The sequence below is a fragment of the Nocardioides hungaricus genome (assembly GCF_054782915.1).
Genome location: NZ_BAAGRO010000016.1, coordinates 452,491 through 472,442 on the forward strand (window position 1 = coordinate 452,491; position 19,952 = coordinate 472,442).

General features: G+C 71.6%; 21 protein-coding genes. 17 read left to right on the forward strand and 4 right to left on the reverse strand.

The window, feature by feature from the left end:
• Positions 1–10: 10 nt before the first annotated feature.
• From purD to ACYVKX_RS07190, 4 genes are all read left to right on the forward strand, one after another.
• A complete protein-coding gene (gene purD, locus ACYVKX_RS07175) occupies positions 11–1,336 on the forward strand; it encodes a phosphoribosylamine--glycine ligase (RefSeq protein WP_460830055.1) in 1,326 nt (441 codons plus the stop codon).
• A 110-nt stretch (positions 1,337–1,446) separates the two neighbouring features.
• Positions 1,447–2,877: an adenylosuccinate lyase gene (purB, locus tag ACYVKX_RS07180; protein WP_460830056.1), complete on the forward strand. Its 1,431-nt coding sequence runs from the start codon at positions 1,447–1,449 to the stop codon at positions 2,875–2,877.
• A 43-nt stretch (positions 2,878–2,920) separates the two neighbouring features.
• On the forward strand, positions 2,921–3,520 hold the full coding sequence (locus ACYVKX_RS07185; protein WP_460830057.1) for a vitamin K epoxide reductase family protein: 600 nt from the start codon (positions 2,921–2,923) through the stop codon (positions 3,518–3,520).
• Between the two features lie 71 nt (positions 3,521–3,591).
• A complete protein-coding gene (locus ACYVKX_RS07190; protein WP_460830058.1) occupies positions 3,592–4,491 on the forward strand; it encodes a DsbA family protein in 900 nt (299 codons plus the stop codon).
• Between the two features lie 18 nt (positions 4,492–4,509).
• On the opposite strand, the gene ACYVKX_RS07195 is transcribed toward ACYVKX_RS07190, so the two are convergent.
• Positions 4,510–5,124, reverse strand: coding sequence for a hypothetical protein (locus ACYVKX_RS07195; RefSeq protein ID WP_460830059.1), 615 nt, complete (start codon positions 5,122–5,124; stop codon positions 4,510–4,512).
• 118 nt (positions 5,125–5,242) lie between these two features.
• Here ACYVKX_RS07195 and ACYVKX_RS07200 point away from each other — a divergent pair, with 118 nt between their 5' ends.
• From ACYVKX_RS07200 to ACYVKX_RS07230, 7 genes are all read left to right on the forward strand, one after another.
• Positions 5,243–6,127, forward strand: a complete 885-nt coding sequence (locus ACYVKX_RS07200) for a phosphoribosylaminoimidazolesuccinocarboxamide synthase (protein WP_460830060.1) — start codon at positions 5,243–5,245, stop codon at positions 6,125–6,127.
• A 44-nt stretch (positions 6,128–6,171) separates the two neighbouring features.
• Positions 6,172–7,752, forward strand: coding sequence for a long-chain-fatty-acid--CoA ligase (locus ACYVKX_RS07205; RefSeq protein WP_460830061.1), 1,581 nt, complete (start codon positions 6,172–6,174; stop codon positions 7,750–7,752).
• 312 nt (positions 7,753–8,064) lie between these two features.
• Positions 8,065–8,904 carry a hypothetical protein gene (locus ACYVKX_RS07210; protein WP_460830062.1) on the forward strand — a complete coding sequence of 280 codons (840 nt, stop codon included), beginning with the start codon at positions 8,065–8,067 and terminating at the stop codon, positions 8,902–8,904.
• 44 nt (positions 8,905–8,948) lie between these two features.
• Entirely contained in the window at positions 8,949–9,209 is a 261-nt protein-coding gene (locus ACYVKX_RS07215; protein ID WP_460830063.1) for a hypothetical protein, read from the forward strand.
• A gap of 76 nt (positions 9,210–9,285) precedes the next feature.
• A complete protein-coding gene (locus ACYVKX_RS07220) occupies positions 9,286–9,930 on the forward strand; it encodes an ABC transporter permease (RefSeq protein WP_460830064.1) in 645 nt (214 codons plus the stop codon).
• Between the two features lie 26 nt (positions 9,931–9,956).
• Positions 9,957–10,415, forward strand: coding sequence for a sigma-70 family RNA polymerase sigma factor (locus ACYVKX_RS07225; RefSeq protein ID WP_460830065.1), 459 nt, complete (start codon positions 9,957–9,959; stop codon positions 10,413–10,415).
• Positions 10,399–11,532, forward strand: coding sequence for a CU044_5270 family protein (locus ACYVKX_RS07230; RefSeq protein WP_460830066.1), 1,134 nt, complete (start codon positions 10,399–10,401; stop codon positions 11,530–11,532). The genes ACYVKX_RS07225 and ACYVKX_RS07230 overlap by 17 nt, the downstream gene beginning before the upstream one ends.
• 46 nt (positions 11,533–11,578) lie before the next feature.
• Here ACYVKX_RS07230 and ACYVKX_RS07235 read toward each other — a convergent pair whose 3' ends face one another.
• A complete protein-coding gene (locus ACYVKX_RS07235; protein ID WP_460830067.1) occupies positions 11,579–12,082 on the reverse strand; it encodes a YflT domain-containing protein in 504 nt (167 codons plus the stop codon).
• 37 nt (positions 12,083–12,119) lie between these two features.
• On the opposite strand from ACYVKX_RS07235, the gene purS reads away from it, so the two are divergent.
• From purS to ACYVKX_RS07250, 3 genes are read left to right on the forward strand one after another with little or no spacing between them, the layout of a single operon-like run.
• Positions 12,120–12,371: a phosphoribosylformylglycinamidine synthase subunit PurS gene (gene purS / locus ACYVKX_RS07240; RefSeq protein WP_460830068.1), complete on the forward strand. Its 252-nt coding sequence runs from the start codon at positions 12,120–12,122 to the stop codon at positions 12,369–12,371.
• Entirely contained in the window at positions 12,368–13,036 is a 669-nt protein-coding gene (gene purQ / locus ACYVKX_RS07245; protein WP_460830069.1) for a phosphoribosylformylglycinamidine synthase subunit PurQ, read from the forward strand. Before purS ends, purQ begins: the two co-directional genes overlap by 4 nt.
• Positions 13,033–13,479 carry a DUF3817 domain-containing protein gene (locus tag ACYVKX_RS07250; RefSeq protein WP_460830070.1) on the forward strand — a complete coding sequence of 149 codons (447 nt, stop codon included), beginning with the start codon at positions 13,033–13,035 and terminating at the stop codon, positions 13,477–13,479. The genes purQ and ACYVKX_RS07250 overlap by 4 nt, the downstream gene beginning before the upstream one ends.
• Positions 13,480–13,550: 71 nt before the next feature.
• Here ACYVKX_RS07250 and ACYVKX_RS07255 read toward each other — a convergent pair whose 3' ends face one another.
• Positions 13,551–14,936: a glycoside hydrolase domain-containing protein gene (locus ACYVKX_RS07255; protein WP_460830071.1), complete on the reverse strand. Its 1,386-nt coding sequence runs from the start codon at positions 14,934–14,936 to the stop codon at positions 13,551–13,553.
• A 196-nt stretch (positions 14,937–15,132) separates the two neighbouring features.
• Between ACYVKX_RS07255 and ACYVKX_RS07260 the strand changes: the two genes are divergently transcribed.
• Positions 15,133–15,285: a hypothetical protein gene (locus ACYVKX_RS07260; RefSeq protein WP_460830072.1), complete on the forward strand. Its 153-nt coding sequence runs from the start codon at positions 15,133–15,135 to the stop codon at positions 15,283–15,285.
• A gap of 55 nt (positions 15,286–15,340) precedes the next feature.
• Here the strand turns inward: ACYVKX_RS07260 and ACYVKX_RS07265 are convergent, their stop codons facing one another.
• Positions 15,341–16,786, reverse strand: coding sequence for an MFS transporter (locus tag ACYVKX_RS07265; protein ID WP_460830073.1), 1,446 nt, complete (start codon positions 16,784–16,786; stop codon positions 15,341–15,343).
• 124 nt (positions 16,787–16,910) lie between these two features.
• On the opposite strand from ACYVKX_RS07265, the gene ACYVKX_RS07270 reads away from it, so the two are divergent.
• A complete protein-coding gene (locus ACYVKX_RS07270) occupies positions 16,911–17,459 on the forward strand; it encodes a TetR/AcrR family transcriptional regulator (protein WP_460830074.1) in 549 nt (182 codons plus the stop codon).
• 29 nt (positions 17,460–17,488) lie between these two features.
• On the forward strand, positions 17,489–19,744 hold the full coding sequence (purL, locus tag ACYVKX_RS07275) for a phosphoribosylformylglycinamidine synthase subunit PurL (protein ID WP_460830075.1): 2,256 nt from the start codon (positions 17,489–17,491) through the stop codon (positions 19,742–19,744).
• Positions 19,745–19,952: the final 208 nt, after the last annotated feature.

Genomic DNA, 19,952 nt, shown 5'->3' on the forward strand with positions numbered 1-19,952 from the left:
GTGGCGGCCCGTGAGGACCCTCGTCATCGGCACCGGCGGCCGCGAGCACGCGCTCGCGATCGCCCTCTCCCGCGACCCCGGCATGCACGAGGTGCACGCCGCGCCGGGCAACCCCGGCATGGCCGCGGTCGCCACCCTCCACGACGTCGACCCGATGTCGGGTGCGTCGGTCGCCGGCCTCGCCGTCGCGATCGGCGCGGACCTGGTCGTGGTCGGACCCGAGGCGCCGCTGGTCGCGGGCGTCGCGGACGCCGTGCGCGAGCGCGGCATCGCGGTCTTCGGGCCGTCGATGCAAGCGGCGCGGCTCGAGGGGTCGAAGGCGTTCGCCAAGGACGTGATGTCGGCGGCCGGCGTCCCGACCGCGCGCGCCCGTACCTGCGAGTCGCCCGCGGAGGTCGCGGCGGCCCTCGACGCGTTCGGTGCGCCGTACGTCGTGAAGGACGACGCGCTCGCCGCCGGCAAGGGCGTGGTGGTGACCCGCGACCGCGACGAGGCGCTCGCGCACGCCGGCGCCTGCGGGCGGGTCGTGGTCGAGGAGTTCCTCGACGGGCCGGAGGTCTCGCTGTTCGCGATCTGCGACGGGTCGACGGCCTACGCGCTCCAGCCGGCGCAGGACTTCAAGCGGATCCACGACGGCGGCCGCGGGCCGAACACCGGTGGCATGGGCTCCTACACGCCGCTCACCTGGGCGCGGCCCGACCTGGCCGACGTGGTGCTCGCCCAGGTGGTCCGGCCGACGCTGGCCGAGATGTCGGGGCGCGGTACGCCGTTCGCCGGCTGTCTCTACGTCGGGCTGGCGCTGACCGCGGCCGGTCCGCGGGTGATCGAGTTCAACGTCCGGTTCGGCGACCCGGACGTCCAGCCGGTGCTCGCGGTCCTGGAGTCGCCGCTCGGCGAGCTGCTCGCGGCGGCCGCGCACGGGCGGCTGCACGAGGTGCCGCCGCCGGCCTTCCGCGACGGCGCCGCCGTGACCGTGGTCCTGGCCTCGGCCGGCTACCCCGAGTCGTCCTCGACGGGCGACGTCATCACCGGCGTCCCCGCGGCGGGTGCGCACGAGGGCGTCGACGTCATCCACGCCGGCACCGCGCTGGTCTCGACGGGCTCGACCGCCGGGCCGGAGGGCTCGACCGCCGGGCCGGAGGGCTCGACCGCCGGGCCGGACCTGGTGACCGCGGGCGGCCGGGTGCTCGCCGTACGCGCCCTGGGCTCCGACGTCGCCGACGCCCGCGCCCGCGCCTACGCCGCCGCCGACCTGATCTCCTTCGCCGGCCTCCAGCGCCGCGGCGACATCGCGGCCGAGCCGCTCGGCGTCGTCGAGGGCGCCTCCCTCCGTTGAGTTGGGCCTCGTTCCCCTGTGAGTTGGGCCGTGTTCGCACTTGCTCGGGAACCAGGCCCAACTGAACCGCGAACGAGGCCCAACTCAACGGCGTGGGAGGATGACCTGTCGTGAGCGTCCCCAACGTCCTGGCCGCCCGCTACGCCTCGGCCGACCTCGCGCGGATCTGGTCGCCGGAGCACAAGGTCGTGCTCGAGCGGCAGCTCTGGGTCGCCGTCCTCGAGGCCCAGCGCGACCTCGGGATCGAGGTGCCGGACGGCGTCGTCGACGCCTACCGCGAGGTCGTCGCCCGGGGTGAGCAGGGCGTCGACCTCGAGTCGATCGCCGCGCGCGAGCGGGTGACCCGCCACGATGTGAAGGCGCGGATCGAGGAGCTCAACGCGCTCGCCGGCCACGAGCACATCCACAAGGGCATGACCAGCCGCGACCTCACCGAGAACGTCGAGCAGCTCCAGGTACGCCGGTCGCTGTTGCTCGTCCGCGACCACGCGGTCGCCGCCCTCGCCCGCCTCGCCCGGCTCGCCGCCGAGCACGAGGCGACCGTGATGGCCGGCCGCTCCCACAACGTCGCCGCCCAGGCGACCACGCTCGGCAAGCGGTTCGCGACCGTCGCCGACGAGATGCTGATCGCGCTCGACCGGGTCGAGGACCTCCTCGCCCGCTACCCGCTGCGGGGCATCAAGGGCCCGATGGGTACGGCGCAGGACATGCTCGACCTCCTCGACGGCGACGCCGCGAGGCTGGAGCGGCTCGAGGAGCGCGTCGCCCACCACCTCGGCTTCGAGCGGGTGCTCACCAGTGTCGGCCAGGTCTACCCGCGGTCCCTGGACCTCGACGTCGTCTCCGCCCTCGTGCAACTCGTCTCGGGCCCGTCCAACCTCGCGACGACGGTCCGGCTGATGGCCGGCAACGAGCTGGTGACCGAGGGCTTCCGGGAGGGCCAGGTCGGCTCCTCGGCGATGCCGCACAAGATGAACAGCCGCTCCGCCGAGCGGGTCAACGGCCTCGCGGTCGTGCTCCGCGGCCACCTGTCCATGGTGAGCGAGCTCGCCGGCGACCAGTGGAACGAGGGCGACGTCTCCGACTCCGTGGTCCGCCGGGTCGCGCTGCCGGACGCGTTCTTCGCCGCCGACGGGCTGTTCGAGACGTTCCTGACGATCCTCGACGAGTTCGGCGCGTTCCCCGCGGTCATCCAGCGCGAGCTCGACCGCTACCTGCCGTTCCTCGCCACCACCAAGGTCCTGATGGCTGCGGTCCGCAACGGCGTCGGCCGCGAGGCCGCCCACGAGGCGATCAAGGAGGCCGCGGTCGGCACCGCCCTCGACCTGCGCCGGGGCCAGGCCGAGAACGACGTCTTCGCCCGGCTCGCCGCCGACGGGCGCCTCGGCCTCACCGCCGACCAGCTCGCCACCCTGGTCGCCGAGCCGATCACGTTCACCGGCGCCGCGGTGGCCCAGGTCGAGACGGTCGTCCGCCGGGTGGCCGAGGTGACCGCGCGGCACCCCGAGGCGGCGGCGTACTCCCCGGGCGCCATCCTCTGACCATCCGGCCCCGGACGTTGACCCGCCTTGCGACAATGGCCGCATGACCGAGGAGTCCGCCGCCCGACCAGCGCCACCGCTCGCCCTCGCGATCTTCCTGATCGTCGCCGGCGCGATCGGCTGGTGGGCCGCGTTCAGCCTGACCGTCGAGAAGTTCGAGGTCCTCGAGAACCCCGGCGCCGACCTGGCGTGCGACTTCAGCGTGCTGGTGCAGTGCGGGAAGAACCTCGGCTCGTGGCAGGGCGCGGTGTTCGGGTTCCCGAACCCGGTCCTCGGCGTGACCGGCTTCGTCGCCCCGATCGTCGTCGGCGCCGGGCTCCTCGCCGGCGCCCGCTACGCGCGGTGGTACTGGATCGCCTTCCACGCCGGCGTCACCGCCGGCCTGGCGTTCGTGATCTGGCTGATCGCGCAGAGCATCTTCTCGCTCGGCACGCTGTGCCCGTACTGCATGGTCGTGTGGACCGTGACGATCCCGACGTTCTGGGCGGTCACCGCGCACGCCCTGGCCGAGGGCGCCTACGGCCGCGGCGGGGTCCGGTTCGGTACGGCGCTGCGCGGCTGGGTCGTCCCGATCACGCTGATCTGCTACGGCCTGGTCGTCCTGCTGGCCCAGGTCGAGCTGAACGCGCTGTTCCGCCTCTGAAGGTCGGCTGAAGGACAGGCTGAGGCCGGACTCTTAAGACACCGCTCAGGTCTGCTGGTTAAGGTGCCGGGGTGCGTACGACCAAACGGCAGAAGCAGGCCGCGAACCGAGCCAACCGCGAGCGGGTCCGCCTCGAGCTGAAGCGGAAGCAGGAGCGCGCGAAGCGCAACCGGCTCCTCCTCCGCATCGGAGTCACCATCGGCGTGCTCGTCCTGTTCCTCGGGGTCGGCTTCGGCGTCTACCAGGGCACCCGCCCGAGCGACCAGACCGGACCGGCCAACATGATCTCCGGCGGCGCCGTCTTCACGGCCGTCGACGGCGAGGCCCAGATCGTGGAGACCGACGGGGCGCCCTCCGGGTCCGACCCGGTGCCCACCGACACCTCGCAGTTCGACGCGCCGGCGAACATCGTCACCTACATCGACTTCAGCTGCGAGTTCTGCAAGGCGTTCGAGGACGGCAACGGCAAGCAGATCGAGCAGATGGTCGCGTCCGGCGACGCGACCCTCGAGGTGCAGCCCGTCGCGATCCTCGGCGACTACTCCGTCCGCGCCGCGAGCGCGGCCTCCTGCATGGCCGCCCTGCAGCCCGAGTCGTTCTTCACGATGCTCACCACGATGTACCAGAACCAGCCGACCGAGGGCGGCCCGGGCTACACCAACCAGGAGATCCTCGACCTCTGGTCCAACGCCGGGATCGATCCGTCGTCCGATCTCAGCGAGTGCGTGAAGGACGACCGCTACGCCGACTGGATCCAGACCCGCACCGACGCCGTCACGTCGGACCCGAAGCTCGCGAACCCCTCGAGCGGTGGCTTCGGCACCCCGACCGTGCTCGTCAACGACGTGCGCTACCAGCCCACCGGCCCCCAGGGCCTGAGCGACCCCAAGGAGTTCGCCGCGTTCGTCGCGGACAACAGCAGGGGCGCCGGCAAGGGCGAGAACACCGAGTCGCCGAGCCCCTCCCCCTGACCGGCCGGAGGCGCGCCGTCAGGCGCGGGCGTGCCCGCCCCAGTTGGCGAGCTTGGTCGCGACCGTGTGCAGGTCGGCGCGACGGACGTCCTCGGGGACCGGCGGGAGGATGTCGTCCCACTCGACGGCGTAGGAGCCCCTGATCTGGGAGAAGCCCTGCGGGCGCGCGAAGAACCAGACGTGGGAGTGCGCCGAGCCGTCGCCCCAACGGTTGACGTGGCAGCGGCCGATGCCGGGCATCGCCTCGACGATCCGCACCAGCCGGTTGGCGATCCGGCCGAGCTCGCCGGCGTGCTCGTCGTCGAAGTCGCCGACGTCGAGGTGCTCGCGGGTCCACAGCACCAGCACCAGCGGGAGGCCGGTCGGCTCCGCCTCGGCGAGCAGCACCCAGCGCTCGTCCTCCCACACGATCCGCTCCGGCGGGAACCCGTCGCAGGCGAAGCAGGACCGGCCGGCCTCGCCCTCCCGGGGCTCCTCCTCGCCGGGTGCCCCGAGCACCTTCGGTACGACGGCGCCGTCGGCGACCTCCCACGGGAAGACGTCCCATGCGCTCATGCCGGGAGCGGGCAGGCGCCCGCCCTCCCCGGCGGCGGCGGTCACGCGGGCGTACAGCTCGTCAGCAGACTCCGGCATGGGCCTCACTGTGCCAAACGCCGACGTGCCCGCGCACCGCGGGCCCCCGGCGGCGGCCCCGGTGGTTGAGGAGGTTGCGCAGCAACCGTCTCGAAACCACCACCCCTAGAGTTGCCTCGTGGCCGATGTGAACCTCCCGACCGCGCCCGCGATCGACGGCGCCACCCATCTGCACTCGGGCAAGGTGCGCGACCTGTACGAGCTGCCGAACGGCGACCTGCTCATGGTCGCCAGCGACCGGATCTCGATCTTCGACTTCGTGCTCGACACGACCATCCCGGACAAGGGCGCGATCCTGACCCGGATGTCGCTCTGGTGGTTCGAGCGACTCGCCGACCTGGTGCCCCACCACGTGATCTCGACCGACGTGCCCGACGCCGTACGAGGTCGCGCGGTGCGCTGCGAGCGGCTCGCGATGTACCCGGTCGAGTGCGTCGCGCGCGGCTACCTCACCGGCTCCGGCCTGCTCGACTACCGCGCGACCGGGGAGGTCTGCGGCATTGCGCTGCCCGCCGGCCTCGAGGACGGCAGCCGCCTGCCCGAGCCGCTCTTCACCCCGGCCACCAAGGCCGAGCTCGGCGAGCACGACGAGAACGTCTCGTACGCCGTCGTCGTCTCGACCGTCGGCGCCGAGCGCGCCGCGGAGCTGCGGGAGATCACGCTCACCGTCTACGGCCGGGCCGAGTCGATCGCCCGCGAGCGCGGCATCATCCTGGCCGACACCAAGCTCGAGTTCGGCGCCCGCCCCGACGGCACCACCGTGCTGGCCGACGAGGTCCTCACCCCCGACTCGTCCCGCTTCTGGCCGGCCGAGGAGTGGACGCCGGGGCAGACGCAGCCCTCCTACGACAAGCAGATCGTGCGCAACTGGGCGCTCTCGCCGGAGTCCGGCTGGGACCGCTCGTCCGGAGAGCCCCCGCCGCCGCTGCCGTCCGAGGTGGTCGAGCGCACCCGCGCCCGCTACCTCGAGGCGTTCGAGCGGCTCACCGGAGAGCGTTGGTAGTCGTCGCGGCGCAGTCTCCGCCACGCCGCCGCTAGATTGGCGCCATGACGACGTACAACCTGGCCAGCCTCCTCGAGGACAGTGCGGCGCGCTGTCCCGACCGGGCCGCGGTCGTGCTCGCCCGTCCTGACGGGGAGAGCACCCGGCTCTCGTACGCCGAGGTCGACTCGTTCGCCAACATGGTCGCCCACCTGCTGGTCGCGCGCGGCATCCGGCCCGGCGACAAGGTGGCGCTCACCTGCCCGAACCTGCCGTACTTCACCGTCGTCTACTTCGGCATCCTCAAGGCCGGCGCGACCGTCGTCCCGCTCAACGTGCTGCTCAAGGGCCGCGAGGTCGCCTACCACCTCGGCGACTCCGACGCGAAGGCGTACTTCTGCTTCCAGGGCACGCCGGAGCTGCCGATGGGCGAGGCGGGGTACGCCGGGTTCCGGGACGCCGAGGGGTGCGAGCACTTCTTCGTGATCACCGCCGGTCTCGGCGACGCCTCGCCGATCGAGGGCGTCGAGACGATGGCGCAGGCGATGGCCGGGCAGCCGGGCACCTTCGAGTCGGTCGCCACCGACGAGGACGACACCGCGGTCATCCTCTACACCTCCGGCACCACCGGGCAGCCCAAGGGCGCCGAGCTGCGGCACCGCAACATGCGCGACAACGCCCTCGCCGGCGAGGCGCTCTTCGGCGCGAGCGCCGACCGTCCGGACACCTACCTCTGCGTGCTGCCGCTCTTCCACTCCTTCGGCCAGACGGTCTGCCAGAACGGCGCATTTGCGTACGCCGGCACCGTGGTCCTCCAGCCGCGCTTCGAGGCGCACGAGGCGCTGCGGCTGATGCTCGAGGAGGGCATCACGTTCTTCGCCGGCGTACCGACGATGTACTGGGGACTGCTCGGCGCGCTCGCGGACGGCACCGACATCTCGGCCCTGGCGGACAGCCTGCGGATCGCGGTCGCCGGCGGTTCGGCGCTGCCGGTCGAGGTGCACAAGGAGTTCGAGCGGAGGTTCGGTGTCACGATCCTCGAGGGCTACGGCCTGAGCGAGACCTCGCCGGTGGCGTCGTTCTCGCGGCTCGGCGAGCCGGTGCGGGTCGGCTCCATCGGCACGCCGATCCCGGGCGTCGAGATGAGGCTGATCGACCCCGCCAGTGGCGGTTGGAACGACGTCGCGGGCGCCGGCTCGATCGGCGAGATCGCGATCCGGGGCCACAACGTGATGAAGGGCTACTACGGCCGCCCGGACGCGACCGCCGAGGCGATCCGCGACGGCTGGTTCCGCTCCGGCGACCTGGGCCGTCGCGACGAGGACGGCTGGTACTACATCGTCGACCGGTCCAAGGACATGATCATCCGCGGTGGCTACAACGTGTACCCGCGCGAGATCGAGGAGGTCCTGATGTCGCACGAGGCGGTCTCGCTGGCCGCGGTCATCGGGGTCCCGCACGAGAGCCACGGTGAGGAGATCAAGGCCGTCGTGATCCGGAACCCCGGCGCCGAGATCACCGAGGACGAGCTGGTCGCCTGGGGCCGGGAGCAGATGGCGGCCTACAAGTACCCGCGCATCGTCGAGTTCGTCGACGCCCTCCCGATGACCTCGACCGGCAAGATCCTCAAGCGTGAGCTGAGCTGAGCGGCGCAGCCGTGAGCCCGGCACGGTGGTTGAGGAAGGCGCGCTGGCGCCTGTCTCGAAACCACCACCGGAGCGGGCTCGCCGCTCCTCGCTCCTCGCGCCTCGACCGCATCATGCGCGGGGTGAGAGACGGGAGATGCGACCCGACCCTGTCGCACCTCCGGGCGTGCGCACCAGAAGTCTTCGGGCCGCCACCGTTCGATTTCGATCGCCAGTTGGCAGATAAGGGTGATGCTGTGGCACTGGGCCCGGCGACCAGGGGCCGGAGGACACCGGATGCCAGGCATGGTTGATCCCGCTCGGGTGAGCGGGATGTCGAGGCTGCTCCTGTCGGGCTTGGTGGCCGGGTCGCTGCTGGTGTCGGGGTGCACGTCCGACACCGGCGGCGGACCCGGCAGCGAACAGGGTGAGCCGTCTGCGGGACAGAGCCAGTCGTCGAGGGTCGGTGGCGACGTCGACCCGCAGGTGCTGGACGATGTCGCAGCCGCTGCGTTCCCTGCTCCGGGAGCGAGTGTGCGGCGGATGATGCGGGTCAACAACTTCGTCACCGACTTCATCTTCGCCGCGTGTGGGTCCACGTTGCGGTTGTCGATCGACCGGACGTGGGAGCGTTACGATCAGGACGTCTTCCCCGACCTGGACCTGATCCGGGCCAAGGGTTTCACCGAGAAGAATCCCAGGGTGGATCGGAAAGGCAATCTTCCGGCGCCGCCGGGCTTCCGGCCGGGCTGTGATGCCAAGTCGAAGGGCAACCTCTTTGAGAAGGTGCCCTCCCGCAACGACTGGGTGGATCTGCGCGCGCCGTGGGATGACGTGGTCGCGACGGTGGAGCAGGATCCGAGCGTGGTGGCGTTGAAGGGGCCTTTCGCGCAGTGTCTGCGCGAGGGCACGAAGGGCACCGGGATCGTGGTATCGAGCACGGATCCGGCCCCGACGTTCCTCGCGCAGTTGGACAAGGCGTACGCCGGTGGCAAGGTGACAACTCGCGAGCGCGAGCGCCGGATGCCGAGGCTCTACGCGAGGTGCGGGAGGGCGTACTTCGGGCGCACCCAGGAGCTGTTGGAAGCCGAGCGGCCGGCGATGATCGAGCGGAATCGCGAGTTGCTGGAGCAGTTCGCACGCGAGATCGTGGCGATCGGATACGTGCCCTGAACAGGTCGGACAGTGCGTGGCAGGGGCGCCGGTTCGCGGTAGTCGTGCTCGGTGGCGTGGCGGTCTCGTTGGTGCTGCTGGCGGTGCTGCTGGCGACGGCGACGACTCCGGAGCAGGCGCGAGCCCAGCGCGCGATCCCTGACCTACCGCCACCGACGACGGCCGTCGCGGAAGGCTCACGTGCTGGTGTGGTGGCGGTGCCCGAAGGCGCGATCGTGACCGACGGGGAAGGTCGCACCTGGGTCACCGTGTGGCAGGGCCGGACAGCGCGCACGCTGGAGGTGCGCGTTGGAGCCGGTGCTTGACGCGGGTGAGTTCTCCATCTGGTCCGGCGCGGAGACCGTTTCGGGGGCGGACGGCACGGCGCGAAGCAGTCGCCCGGTGCTGGTCGCCGTCGCCTGGATCGGCGAGAGTCTCGCGCGATACCTCGGCCTCACCACAGGCGAGGATCTCGACGACACCCAGGTGCTGGTCCGCGACATCTCGTTCCAGGTGGTGGGAGTCGTCGCCAACGACGACGCCTTCGGCTACGCGTCCTCCGGTGTCCTGATCTCGCGCAGGACTGCTGTCGCCACCCTGGGCGGCGCCGGAGAGAACGTTCGAGTCATCGCCCATGTGCGCCCGGGATCGGCGGGCGCGGTCGGCGACAACATGGTCGCCGGACTCGACCCCTATCGCGAGCTGACGCTGGAGGACGTGACACCGCCCGATGGGAAGATCCTGCTCGGCAAGGTCGGGTCCGACCTGCGCCGCATCGGCGCGGCCCTCGGTGGCTTCATGGGCCTGGTCGGCATGATCACCGTCGCCAACACCTTGATGATGGCCGTCTACCAGCGGCGGCGCGAACTCGGTCTTCGCTCCGCGATGGGCTGGAAGCGTCGCCGCATCGGCGTCCTCGTCCTCACCGAGTCCGCGATCGCCCATGACAACCATGCGCTCCTAGCGATCCCTCCGCCCGGCCTACTCTGGGCCTGGCGGAGGGGAGGTACATCTTGGGGCAAGAGGAGTTCGAGGAGTTCTTCCTGACCGTCTACCCGCAACTCGTTCGCTACGTGCGGCAGTTCCACGACCCGTCGGTCGCAGAGGACCTGGCCTCGAGGACACTCGAGGACATCTGGAGCCGCGCAGAGCCCGCACCCACGGACGACCACTCGTTCTACCGGCTGCGCAGGCTCGCCTTCGCGATCCTGCGTGGACATATCAGCCACCACCTTCGTGGTGAGCTGGCCCAACGCAGACGAGAGCACGCCCTTGTCGCCGATCGTGCGCTGCAACCAGAGATGCCGGACGTTGCCGAGGAGATCGCCGAACCCGACTGGCCGGAATGGACCAACGACCTGCGAGCCGAAGAGCGACAACTGCTTGGCCTCCACGCCAACGGGTACAAGCCCGCCGAGATCGCTCCGATCCTCGGCGTCAAGCCCTCCGCGGTGTCCGCGCGGATCCAGCGGGTGAAGGCGAAAGCCCGACGACTCTGGCGACAGGAGGTGGATGGTGACGAGACGCACTGACGTCGACGAGGACGACGAGCGGTTCCGTCAAGAGCTGATCGCCCACGGGATCCGTGTCCAGGACGCCTCGCCTCTCCCGGGCGACGACGCCCGCGTGGCGCTGGAGCTGACGCGCATCCTGGCGCTGCCCCGACGCAAGCCGCCCCTCCTTCGACGCCTCACCTCTGCCGCTTCCAGCCGAAGGACCTGGCGGATCGCGCTGCCCGTCCTGGCCACAGTCTCGGTGCTGGTGGCGGTGTTCGTCGTCGTGGTCCAGCCCGGAGGACGTGGGTACGTCGCCGAAGCCGGCACGCCCCCGCTTCTCAGACTCAGCGGAGTCCAGCCCGGGTCGCTGCCGGCCTCCGGCGAACCGGCGGGCGACACGCTGCGCGAGCTCGCCGCCACGGCACTGAGGCTTCCTTACGACGCCGCCCAGCCGGTCCAGCAGGTGGTGGTCGACTCCTGGCTCTCCGAGTCGGCCATCGAGATCGGAGGCGGTCCGGTTCGGTCCGTCCTGCGGTCGGTGCAGCGCGCGAGCTACTTCCTGCCCGATGACACGTTCCGGAGCATCGAGCGGAGGGGGGAGCCGCTCGACCAGGACGGTCGCATCACGACTCCGATCGAGACCGGAGGTCCGTCACTGACAGACGAGTCCTTCGCAAGTCCCGACCCGGGTGCCGACTACGCCGAGAGCCTGCCCACCGAGCCCACGGCACTCCGAGACGCGCTCCTCGACGGCTTCGACCCCACCACCCTGAGAGAGACCGCCGGCGGTGCGCTCCTGGGCCAGGTCACCGCGCTCACCAGCTCCTACGTCCTCCCACCCCGGCTGCTCTCAGCCATCTTGGAGGTGCTGGCCGGCGAGCCCGGCATCACCCTGCTCGGCACCACCCACGACCGGCTGGACCGCGAAGCGCTGGTCCTCAGCGCACCGGCGATCGACGGCTACAGCCAGCAGCTCCTCCTCGTCGATCCGGACACCGGCGCCATCCTCGGCGACGAAGTGGTTCTGGTGAGACCATCGGACAGCTACTCGTTCACGCCGCCGGCGGTCACCGCCTTCAACACCATCGCTCGTTCCGAGCGGATCGGGTTCGCGGATCTCCCGGCTGCCCCACCGAGGTCCCGCCGGCAGTGATCGCCACCGCTACCCGGCCCGCGCCGCCCTCGAACCCGCCGCCGACTCAGGCGAACGGGTCCGGCAGCGCGCCGGGCAGCTGCGCGAGCAGCTCGCGGGCCTGGCCGGCGACCTTGTGCTCGACCAGCACCTCGTAGCGCGTTGCCACGACCTGGGTGACCGAGGAGAAGTCGCGCTGGCCGCGGGTGAGGGCGTAGCCGAGCAGCGCCCACACGACGCCGAAGACCGCGCCGAGCACCATCGTCGAGACGATCATCGCGAGGACGTTCTCGTCGACGAAGAAGGAGAAGATCAGGCCGACGAACAGCCCCAGCCAGAGGCCGGACAGTACGCCGCCGACGGCGACCCGGCCGGCGTTGAGCCGCCCGGTGATCCGCTCGACCCGCTTGAGGTCGGTGCCGACGATCATCAGGTGCTCGACGGGGAACTTGTTGTCGGAGAGGAAGTCGACCGACTTCTGGGCGGCCGCGTAGTCGTCGTACACGGCCAGCGATTGGGGGAACTCCAGGCGCAGCGGGTTGGTCCCCGGGAATCCTGTGGGCAGGCTCATGCCCTCCAGTCTGCCGCAGGCTCCTACACTGAGCCACGTGCCTCGCGTAGTCGTCGACGTCATGCCCAAGCCGGAGATCCTCGACCCCCAGGGCAAGGCGGTGCACGGAGCCCTGCCGCGGCTGGGGTTCTCGGGCGTCACCGACGTCCGCCAGGGGAAGCGCTTCGAGCTGACCGTCGAGGGCGAGGTCACCGGCGCCGTACTCGCCGAGGTCGAGCAGATGGCCGAGACGCTGCTCTCCAACCCGGTCATCGAGAGCTACACGGTCCGGGTGGAGCAGACGGCGTGAAGGTCGGGGTCGTCACCTTCCCGGGCTCGCTGGACGACGTCGACGCGCAGCGCGCGGTCGTCATCGGCGGCCACGAGGCGGTCCCGCTCTGGCACGGCGACCACGACCTGCGCGGAGTCGACGCCGTGATCCTGCCCGGCGGCTTCTCCTACGGCGACTACCTGCGCTGCGGCGCGATCTCCCGCTTCTCCCCGGTCATGGCCGAGGTGATCGAGGCGGCGAACAAGGGGATGCCGGTCCTCGGCATCTGCAACGGCTTCCAGATCCTCTGCGAGTCCCACCTGCTGCCGGGCGCGCTGATCCGCAACGACCACCGCAGGTTCGTCTGCCGCGACCAGCGGCTGCGCATCGAGAACACCTCGACACCCTGGACATCGGCGTACGACGAGGGCGCCGAGGTCACCATCGTCCTCAAGAACGGCGAGGGCGGGTTCGTCGCCGACGAGGCCACGCTCGACCGGCTCGAGGGCGAGGGGCGCGTGGTCGCCCGCTACCTCGAGGGCAACCCGAACGGCTCGCTGCGCGACATCGCCGGCATCGCCAACGACCGCGGCAACGTGGTCGGCCTGATGCCGCACCCCGAGCACGCGGTCGAGCCCCTGACCGGCGCCGGCACCGACGGCCTCGGCTTCTTCACCAGCCTCCTGGAGAGCTCCTTCGCATGACTCCGTTGCATCTCTTCCGCCGCGTCGCGATCGCCGAGGCGGTGACCTGGGCCCTGCTGCTCATCGGCATGTTCCTCAAGTACGTCACCGAGACGACCGACCTCGGCGTCCGCGTCTTCGGCATGGCACACGGCGTGGTGTTCATCGCCTATGTGCTGACCACGATCCTGGTCGCCGTCGACCAGCGCTGGTCGACGGGCCGGCTGCTGGTCGGCCTGCTCGCCTCGATCCCGCCGTTCTGCACCGTCCTCTTCGACCGGTACGCCGAGCGCCGGGGCATCCTCGGCGACACCTGGCGGCTGCGGGCCACCGAGCCGGCCGGTGTGGTCGAGCGGCTCGCCGCCTGGCTGATCCGCAACCCGCTCCGCGGTGTCCTCGCCGGCCTGGTCGCGGTCGCCGTCCTCACCGGTGTCGCCCTGCTGGTCGGCCCGCCCGCCGGCTGATTGCTGGGATAGTCCCTGACGTTTGGTCGGCGACACGCCGTGTTCCACCGGCCGAACCGTCAGGGACTACCTCACTTCCGCAGCCTGCCGGCGGCCAGCGCCTTCCAGTCGTCGGTGCCCACGACCCCGCTCGCCGGGAGCCCGACCCTGCGCTGCCACGCTCGGAGGGCGTCACCGGTGACCACGTTGAAGACGCCGGTGGCCCTGAGGGGGGTGGCGCGGTCGGTCACCGCGTTCAGCGCGCGCTGCACGCGGCGTACCTCCGGGCCGGCGGAGCCGAACTTCAGCACCGGCCGCGCGCCGGCGGTGAGCAGCGAGACCCAGTGCCGCCTGGTCCACCTCTCGGAGACGGGGAGTCCGCGGGACTCCTGGTAGGCGTTGGCGGCCGCGATCGTGCGCTTGCCGTAGGTGCCGTCGATCGCGCCGGAGTAGAGGCCGCGCTCCTGGAGCAGGCACTGCAGCGCCTTCACCTTGGCGCGCGGCGCTACGGCCCCGGCGGTCGCGGGCGCGAGCGCCGGGTAGACGCCGTACCCGATCTTCACCCCGCCGCAGTGCGTCTCGGGGTCGGCGAACGAGCCGCGCCCGACGTCGAGGTAGTTGCGGTCGATGTTGATGGTGACGCCGCCCCAGGTCTCGTCGTGGCCGCCCTGGTACTGCTTCACTCGCGCGCCGCGCCAGCCGTCGGAGCGCAGGTACGCCGCCTCGGTCTCGACGTTCGCCCGGCCGTCCCAGCGGGCGACCCAGATCATGTCGGGGAGGGTCACGCCCTGGCGCCGGTTGTAGCGGGCGTCGTCGAGCATCTTGATCCCGGAGCCGGCGCTGGAGTAGACCCCGGAGACGTAGCCGAGCGAGCGGATCTGCGTCGTCCAGGCGCTGAGGAACGCCAGCGCGGACTCGCGGCAGCGCGTGTTGCGCAGGTCGAAGCCCTCGAGGTCGTACCAGAGCGTGCTGCCCGCGACGATGCCGAGTGCGGACGCCGCGGCCACGGTCTTGGCGGCCTCGGCGCTGCCCTGCTGGCGGGCCTTCGGGTAGCGCTTGCTTTTGCCGGGCTTGGGGATGATCGTCTCGTCGTCGCCGTAGCGCGGGTACCGCGGCTGGCACGAGGCCTGCGGGCCGAGGGTGATCGGCAGCAGCCGCCAGCCGCGGGCCAACTGCTTGCGGATCCAGGTGGGGGTCAGGTTGGGCTGCTCCCGGCACCCCCGGGAGTCGCCGGAGATGTAGATGCCGACCGCGAGGAACGGCGAGCTCTGCAGCCAGGCGTCCATCTTCCGCTGCTCGGGCGCCACGCACTGGTCGAAGCCGTAGCCGGTGAAGTCGCCCGGCGTGACGACGTTGCCGGTGGCGGCCGCAGCCAGGCGTACGCCGGCGGAGGAGGTGCCGGGGGAGGGAGAGAGCGCCGCGAGGCCCACGGCAGCGACGACGCCGCCGACGAGGGCGGCGAGGGTGCGGCGAAGCATGCGGACTCCAGTGTGTCGGGGCGGGGACGTGCCCGGGCCGAGTCACTGTAACCTCAGAAATCACACGAGTAACAGGCATCCGCAATAACTACAGCCGTGTAATTCGGCGTACGCCGCAAGGTTTCCTCAACTCCGCCCCGGCGGTGCCGATCGGGAGCAAGCTGGCTCCCTACCGATCGCAGTGGGGGAGACGATCATGAGCGAGAACGACGACTGGAGCGTCCAGCCCTTCCTGGGCCTGGTGCCCCACTTCCACGCCGACCCGGTCGCGGGTGTCCCGTTGGTGAGCACCGACGGCCACTGGTGGTGGGACGGCTACGCCTGGACGCCCGCGCCCGTCGCCGTCTGACGCCGAGTCGGCGCAGTCTCAGCTGAGACTGCGCCGACTCGGCCCCGGGACCGGGTCAGGCGGCCTCGGCCGCCACCGCACTCGAGGCCTCGTCCAGCGTGGGGGCTGGGCGGGGAGACCTGATGACCAGTCCGGTGACGAGCAGCGCGAGTGCTGCGAACGTCGCCGAGGTGAGGAAGGCGGCGCTCATGCCCGGGACCAGCTGCCCGGGCTCCGCGCCGGCGGCGTAGACCGACACGATCACGGCCACGCCGACCGCGCCGCCGAGCTGCTGGGTGGTCTGCAGCAGGCCCGAGGCCGACCCGGCGTGCTCGGGCTCGACGCCCGAGAGCACCGTCACGGTGACCGGCATGAAGATCAGCGCCGAGGCGATGCCCGCCAACGTCATCGGGCCGAGTACGGCGGCGAGGTAGGTGTCGCCGGTGCCGATGGTGCTGAGCCAGGCGTAGGCGACCGCGAGCGTCGCGCTGCCCACGAGCATCATCCGGCGCGGACCGAAGCGGCCCAGCAGCGCCGGCGCGACGCGCGAGGTGGCGAAGATGCCCAGGCTGAACGGCAGGAACGCGACCCCGGCCAGCAGCGGGCCGAAGCCGAGCACGCCCTGGACGTACTGCACGACCAGGAAGAACATCGACAGGTTCGCGCCCATCAGCAGAGCCATCGCGGCGAGTGCGCCGACCCGGTTGCGGTTCCGCACCAGGCGCGGCTGCACCAGCGGGTGCGGGTGACGCACCTCGGTGCGGGCCAGCAGCCCGAGCAGGGCGATGCCGACGACGAGCCCGGTCAGGGTCCGGGCCGAGGCCCAGCCGTGCTCCGGCGTACCGATGAGGGTCCAGACCAGGGCGACCGCACCGCCGGTGGCGGCCAGCGCGCCGACGACGTCGAAGCGACCCGGGCGTCGCGGGGTCTCCGAGACGAAGCGGGGCGCGAGCACGATGACGGCGAGCCCGATCGGGACGTTGATGAACAGCGTCCAGCGCCACGAGCCGACGTCGGTCAGCAGACCGCCGAGGATCAGGCCGATCGACGCGCCACCGGACGAGACGGCGCCGAAGAGGGCGAGCGCCCGGTTGCGGGCCGCCTCGTCGGGTGCGCTCGTGGTGAGCAGCGCGAGGACGCTGGGGGCGGCGAGCGCGGCGCCGACGCCCTGGAAGGTGCGCGCGGCGACGAGCTGGCCGGGGGTCTGGGCGAGGCCGCCGAGGGCGGAGCCCAGGGTGAAGACGGCCAGGCCCGCCTCGAAGACCTTGAGGCGCCCGAAGACGTCGCCGAGGCGACCGCCGAGCAGGAGCAGCCCGCCGAAGGCGAGCGTGTAGGCGTTGAGGACCCACGACAGCGACGCCGGGCCGAAGCCCAGGTCGGCGTCGATGCGGGGCAGGGCGACGTTCACGACCGTCGCGTCGAGCACGATCATCAGCTGGGCGACCAGGACGATCGCGATGCCGGTGGCCGCGCGGCCCGCGTCCGCGGGGAGCTCGGTGGGGAGAGTGGTGCGAGACGACATGGGTGGTGGTCCTGTTCTGGCCTGGTGGGCCGAGGTACAGTAGATCCGGAGGATGACTCCGCTTCCATCCAGAACAATACGGAGACTATCTCCGTTTAGCAACCCCGTGCGAGGTGAACATCCGGTGCGTGCCGATGCGAGGCGCAACTACGACCGCATCGTCGAGGTCGCGCGCGAGGTGTTCCGCGAGCAGGGGTACGACGCCTCGCTGGACGAGGTCGCCAAGCGCGCCGGCGTCGGGCCGGGCACGCTCTACCGGCACTTCCCGAAGCGGGAGAACCTGCTCGACGCGATCATGCAGTCCTGGGTCGACCGGGTGACCGAGACCGCCGACAAGGCGCTCGCCCACGAGGGCTCCGACCGCGACCTGCTCGTGAACTGGTTCCAGGAGTACGTCGCGCTGATCTCCCAGCACAAGGGCGGCCCGGCCAAGCTCACCTCCGCGATGGGCGACCCCGACTCCCCGATCCGGACCAAGTGCCAGGTGCTCGCCGACGCCAACGGGCGGGTCCTCGACCGGCTCCGCGAGGACGGCGCGCTGCGCGAGGACGTCGAGCCGATCCAGGTCTGCCGGCTCATCGGCGGCGTCGCCACGGTGGCCGACCAGGGCGACCTCGAGCCGGGCGCCGTACGTCCGTTGATCGAGGTCGTCGCCGACGGGCTGCTGAAGTGACGCCGGTGCCGCGCCGGTAGATTGCTGCCGTGCTCGACACCGTCGCCCTCGCCGCCGAGGACCCCACCCGAGAGCAGCCGTGGGCCGACCTCGGCCTCAAGGCCGACGAGTACCAGCGGATCCGCGAGATCCTCGGCCGCCGGCCCACGTCGAGCGAGCTGGCGATGTACTCGGTCATGTGGAGCGAGCACTGCTCCTACAAGAGCTCCAAGGTGCACCTCAGGCAGTTCTCCGAGCTGAGCCAGGAGACCCCGGTCGGCAAGATGCTGGCCGGCATCGGCGAGAACGCCGGCGTGATCGACATCGGCCAGGGCTACGCGGTCACCTTCAAGGTCGAGAGCCACAACCACCCGTCGTACGTCGAGCCCTACCAGGGCGCCGCGACCGGCGTCGGCGGCATCGTCCGCGACATCCTCGCGATGGGCGCTCGGCCGGTCGCGGTCATGGACCCGCTGCGGTTCGGGCCGCTCGACGCCGACGACACCCACCGGGTGCTGCCCGGGATCGTGGCGGGCGTCGGCGGCTACGGCAACTGCCTGGGCCTGCCCAACATCGGCGGCGAGGCGGTCTTCGACGAGACCTACCTCGGCAACCCGCTCGTCAACGCGCTCTGCGTCGGCGTCCTGCGGCACGAGGACCTGCACCTCGCGAAGGCGTCCGGCGCCGGCAACCGGGTGATCCTGTACGGCGCCCGCACCGGTGGCGACGGCATCGGCGGTGTCTCGGTGCTGGCGTCGGAGACCTTCGACGCCGGTTCGGACGGGCCCAGCGGCCCGGCGAAGCGGCCCAGCGTGCAGGTCGGCGACCCGTTCATGGAGAAGCTCCTCATCGAGTGCACCCTCGAGATCTTCGCCGCCGGCCTGGTCGCCGGCATCCAGGACCTCGGCGGCGCCGGCCTCTCCTGCGCCACCTCCGAGCTGGCGTCCGCCGGCGACGGCGGCATGCACGTCGAGCTCGACCGGGTGCCGCTGCGCGACTCCACGCTGGCTCCCGAGGAGATCCTGATGAGCGAGTCGCAGGAGCGGATGATGGCGGTCGTCGAGCCCGGCGACGTCGACGCGTTCCTGGCGATCTGCGCGAAGTGGGACGTCGAGGCGGTCGTGATCGGCGAGGTCACCGACAGCGGCCGGCTCGAGATCGACTGGCACGGCGAGCGCGTCGTCGACGTACCCCCGCGGTCGGTGGCGCACGACGGCCCGACCTACCATCGCCCCTTCGCCCGACCGGACTGGCAGGACGACCTCCAGGCCGACGCGGCCGAGTCGCTGCCGCGCCCGTCGTCGGGGTCCGACCTCCGGTCCACGGTGCTGCGGCTGGCGGCGAGCCCGAACCTCTGCGACAAGTCGTGGATCACCGACCAGTACGACCGCTACGTCCGTGGCAACACCGTGCTCGCCCAGCCGAGCGACAGCGGCATGGTCCGGGTCGACGAGGAGACCAACCTCGGCGTCGCGGTGTCGACCGACTGCAACGGGCGGTATGCGTTGCTGGATCCGTACGCCGGCGCGCAGCTCGCCCTCGCCGAGTCCTACCGCAACGTCGCGACCGGCGGCGCTACCCCGCTGGCGATCTCCGACTGCCTCAACTTCGGCTCGCCGGAGGACCCGGCGGTGATGTGGCAGTTCGCCGAGGCCTGCCGCGGGCTCAAGGACGGCTGCGCCGAGCTGGGCATCCCGGTCACCGGCGGCAACGTCAGCCTCTACAACCAGACCGGCGAGACCGCCATCCTGCCGACGCCGGTGGTCGCGGTGCTGGGCGTGATCGAGGACGTCACCCGCCGTACGCCGTCGGCCTGGTCGTCCGCCGGCGAGCGCGTCCTCCTGCTCGGCGAGACCCGCGAGGAGCTGTCCGGCTCGGAGTGGGCGCACGTCGTGCACGGCCACCTCGGCGGGCTGCCGCCTCGCGTCGACCTCGCGGCCGAGCGGTCGCTCGCCGAGCTGCTGCGCGAGGCGGTCGGACTGGTCACCTCCGCGCACGACCTCTCCGACGGCGGCCTGGCGCAGGCGCTGGTCGAGACCACGCTCCGCCACGGCGTCGGGGTCTCGGTGTCGGTGCCGGGCGACCCGTTCGTGGCGTTGTTCAGCGAATCCACGGCCCGCGTGCTCGTCACCGTCCCCGACGGCGACGCGGAGCGCCTGGTCTCGCTGGCGGAGCGGCACGGCGTCGCTCTCACGCCCCTCGGCGTGACCGGGGGCGACGTGCTGTCGGTCGACGGCCAGTTCGAGATCCCGCTCCCCGAGCTCCGCGAGGCGTGGGCCGCCACGCTTCCGGGTGCGCTGGGTTGAGGAGTGTCGGGATCCCCGGCTGACCGGGGATCCCTGACGTTGTCAGCCGTTGCAACCCCTGACAACGTCAGGAGATGCCTGACCGGTGGGGTTGGCGGGACCCATCTGGCGGTCTCGTCGCACCGAATCACCACCGTGCGACGCCGTACGCTCCTCGTACTGCCCGCTGCCGCTGCCGTGGTCGCGGCGTGCGCGCGAGACGAGGGAC

Bases quoted from the DNA above. Each gene is read 5' to 3' on its own strand.
- ACYVKX_RS07235 (WP_460830067.1), bottom strand. From the start codon at position 12,082: ATGAGCCTGCCCACAGGATTCCCGGGGACCAACCCGCTGCGCCTGGAG.
- ACYVKX_RS07260 (WP_460830072.1), top strand. From the start codon at position 15,133: ATGAGCGAGAACGACGACTGGAGCGTCCAGCCCTTCCTGGGCCTGGTG.
- ACYVKX_RS07250 (WP_460830070.1), top strand. From the start codon at position 13,033: ATGACTCCGTTGCATCTCTTCCGCCGCGTCGCGATCGCCGAGGCGGTG.
- ACYVKX_RS07195 (WP_460830059.1), bottom strand. From the start codon at position 5,124: ATGCCGGAGTCTGCTGACGAGCTGTACGCCCGCGTGACCGCCGCCGCC.
- ACYVKX_RS07255 (WP_460830071.1), bottom strand. From the start codon at position 14,936: ATGCTTCGCCGCACCCTCGCCGCCCTCGTCGGCGGCGTCGTCGCTGCC.
- ACYVKX_RS07210 (WP_460830062.1), top strand. From the start codon at position 8,065: ATGTCGAGGCTGCTCCTGTCGGGCTTGGTGGCCGGGTCGCTGCTGGTG.
- ACYVKX_RS07205 (WP_460830061.1), top strand. From the start codon at position 6,172: ATGACGACGTACAACCTGGCCAGCCTCCTCGAGGACAGTGCGGCGCGC.
- ACYVKX_RS07265 (WP_460830073.1), bottom strand. From the start codon at position 16,786: ATGTCGTCTCGCACCACTCTCCCCACCGAGCTCCCCGCGGACGCGGGC.
- ACYVKX_RS07185 (WP_460830057.1), top strand. From the start codon at position 2,921: ATGACCGAGGAGTCCGCCGCCCGACCAGCGCCACCGCTCGCCCTCGCG.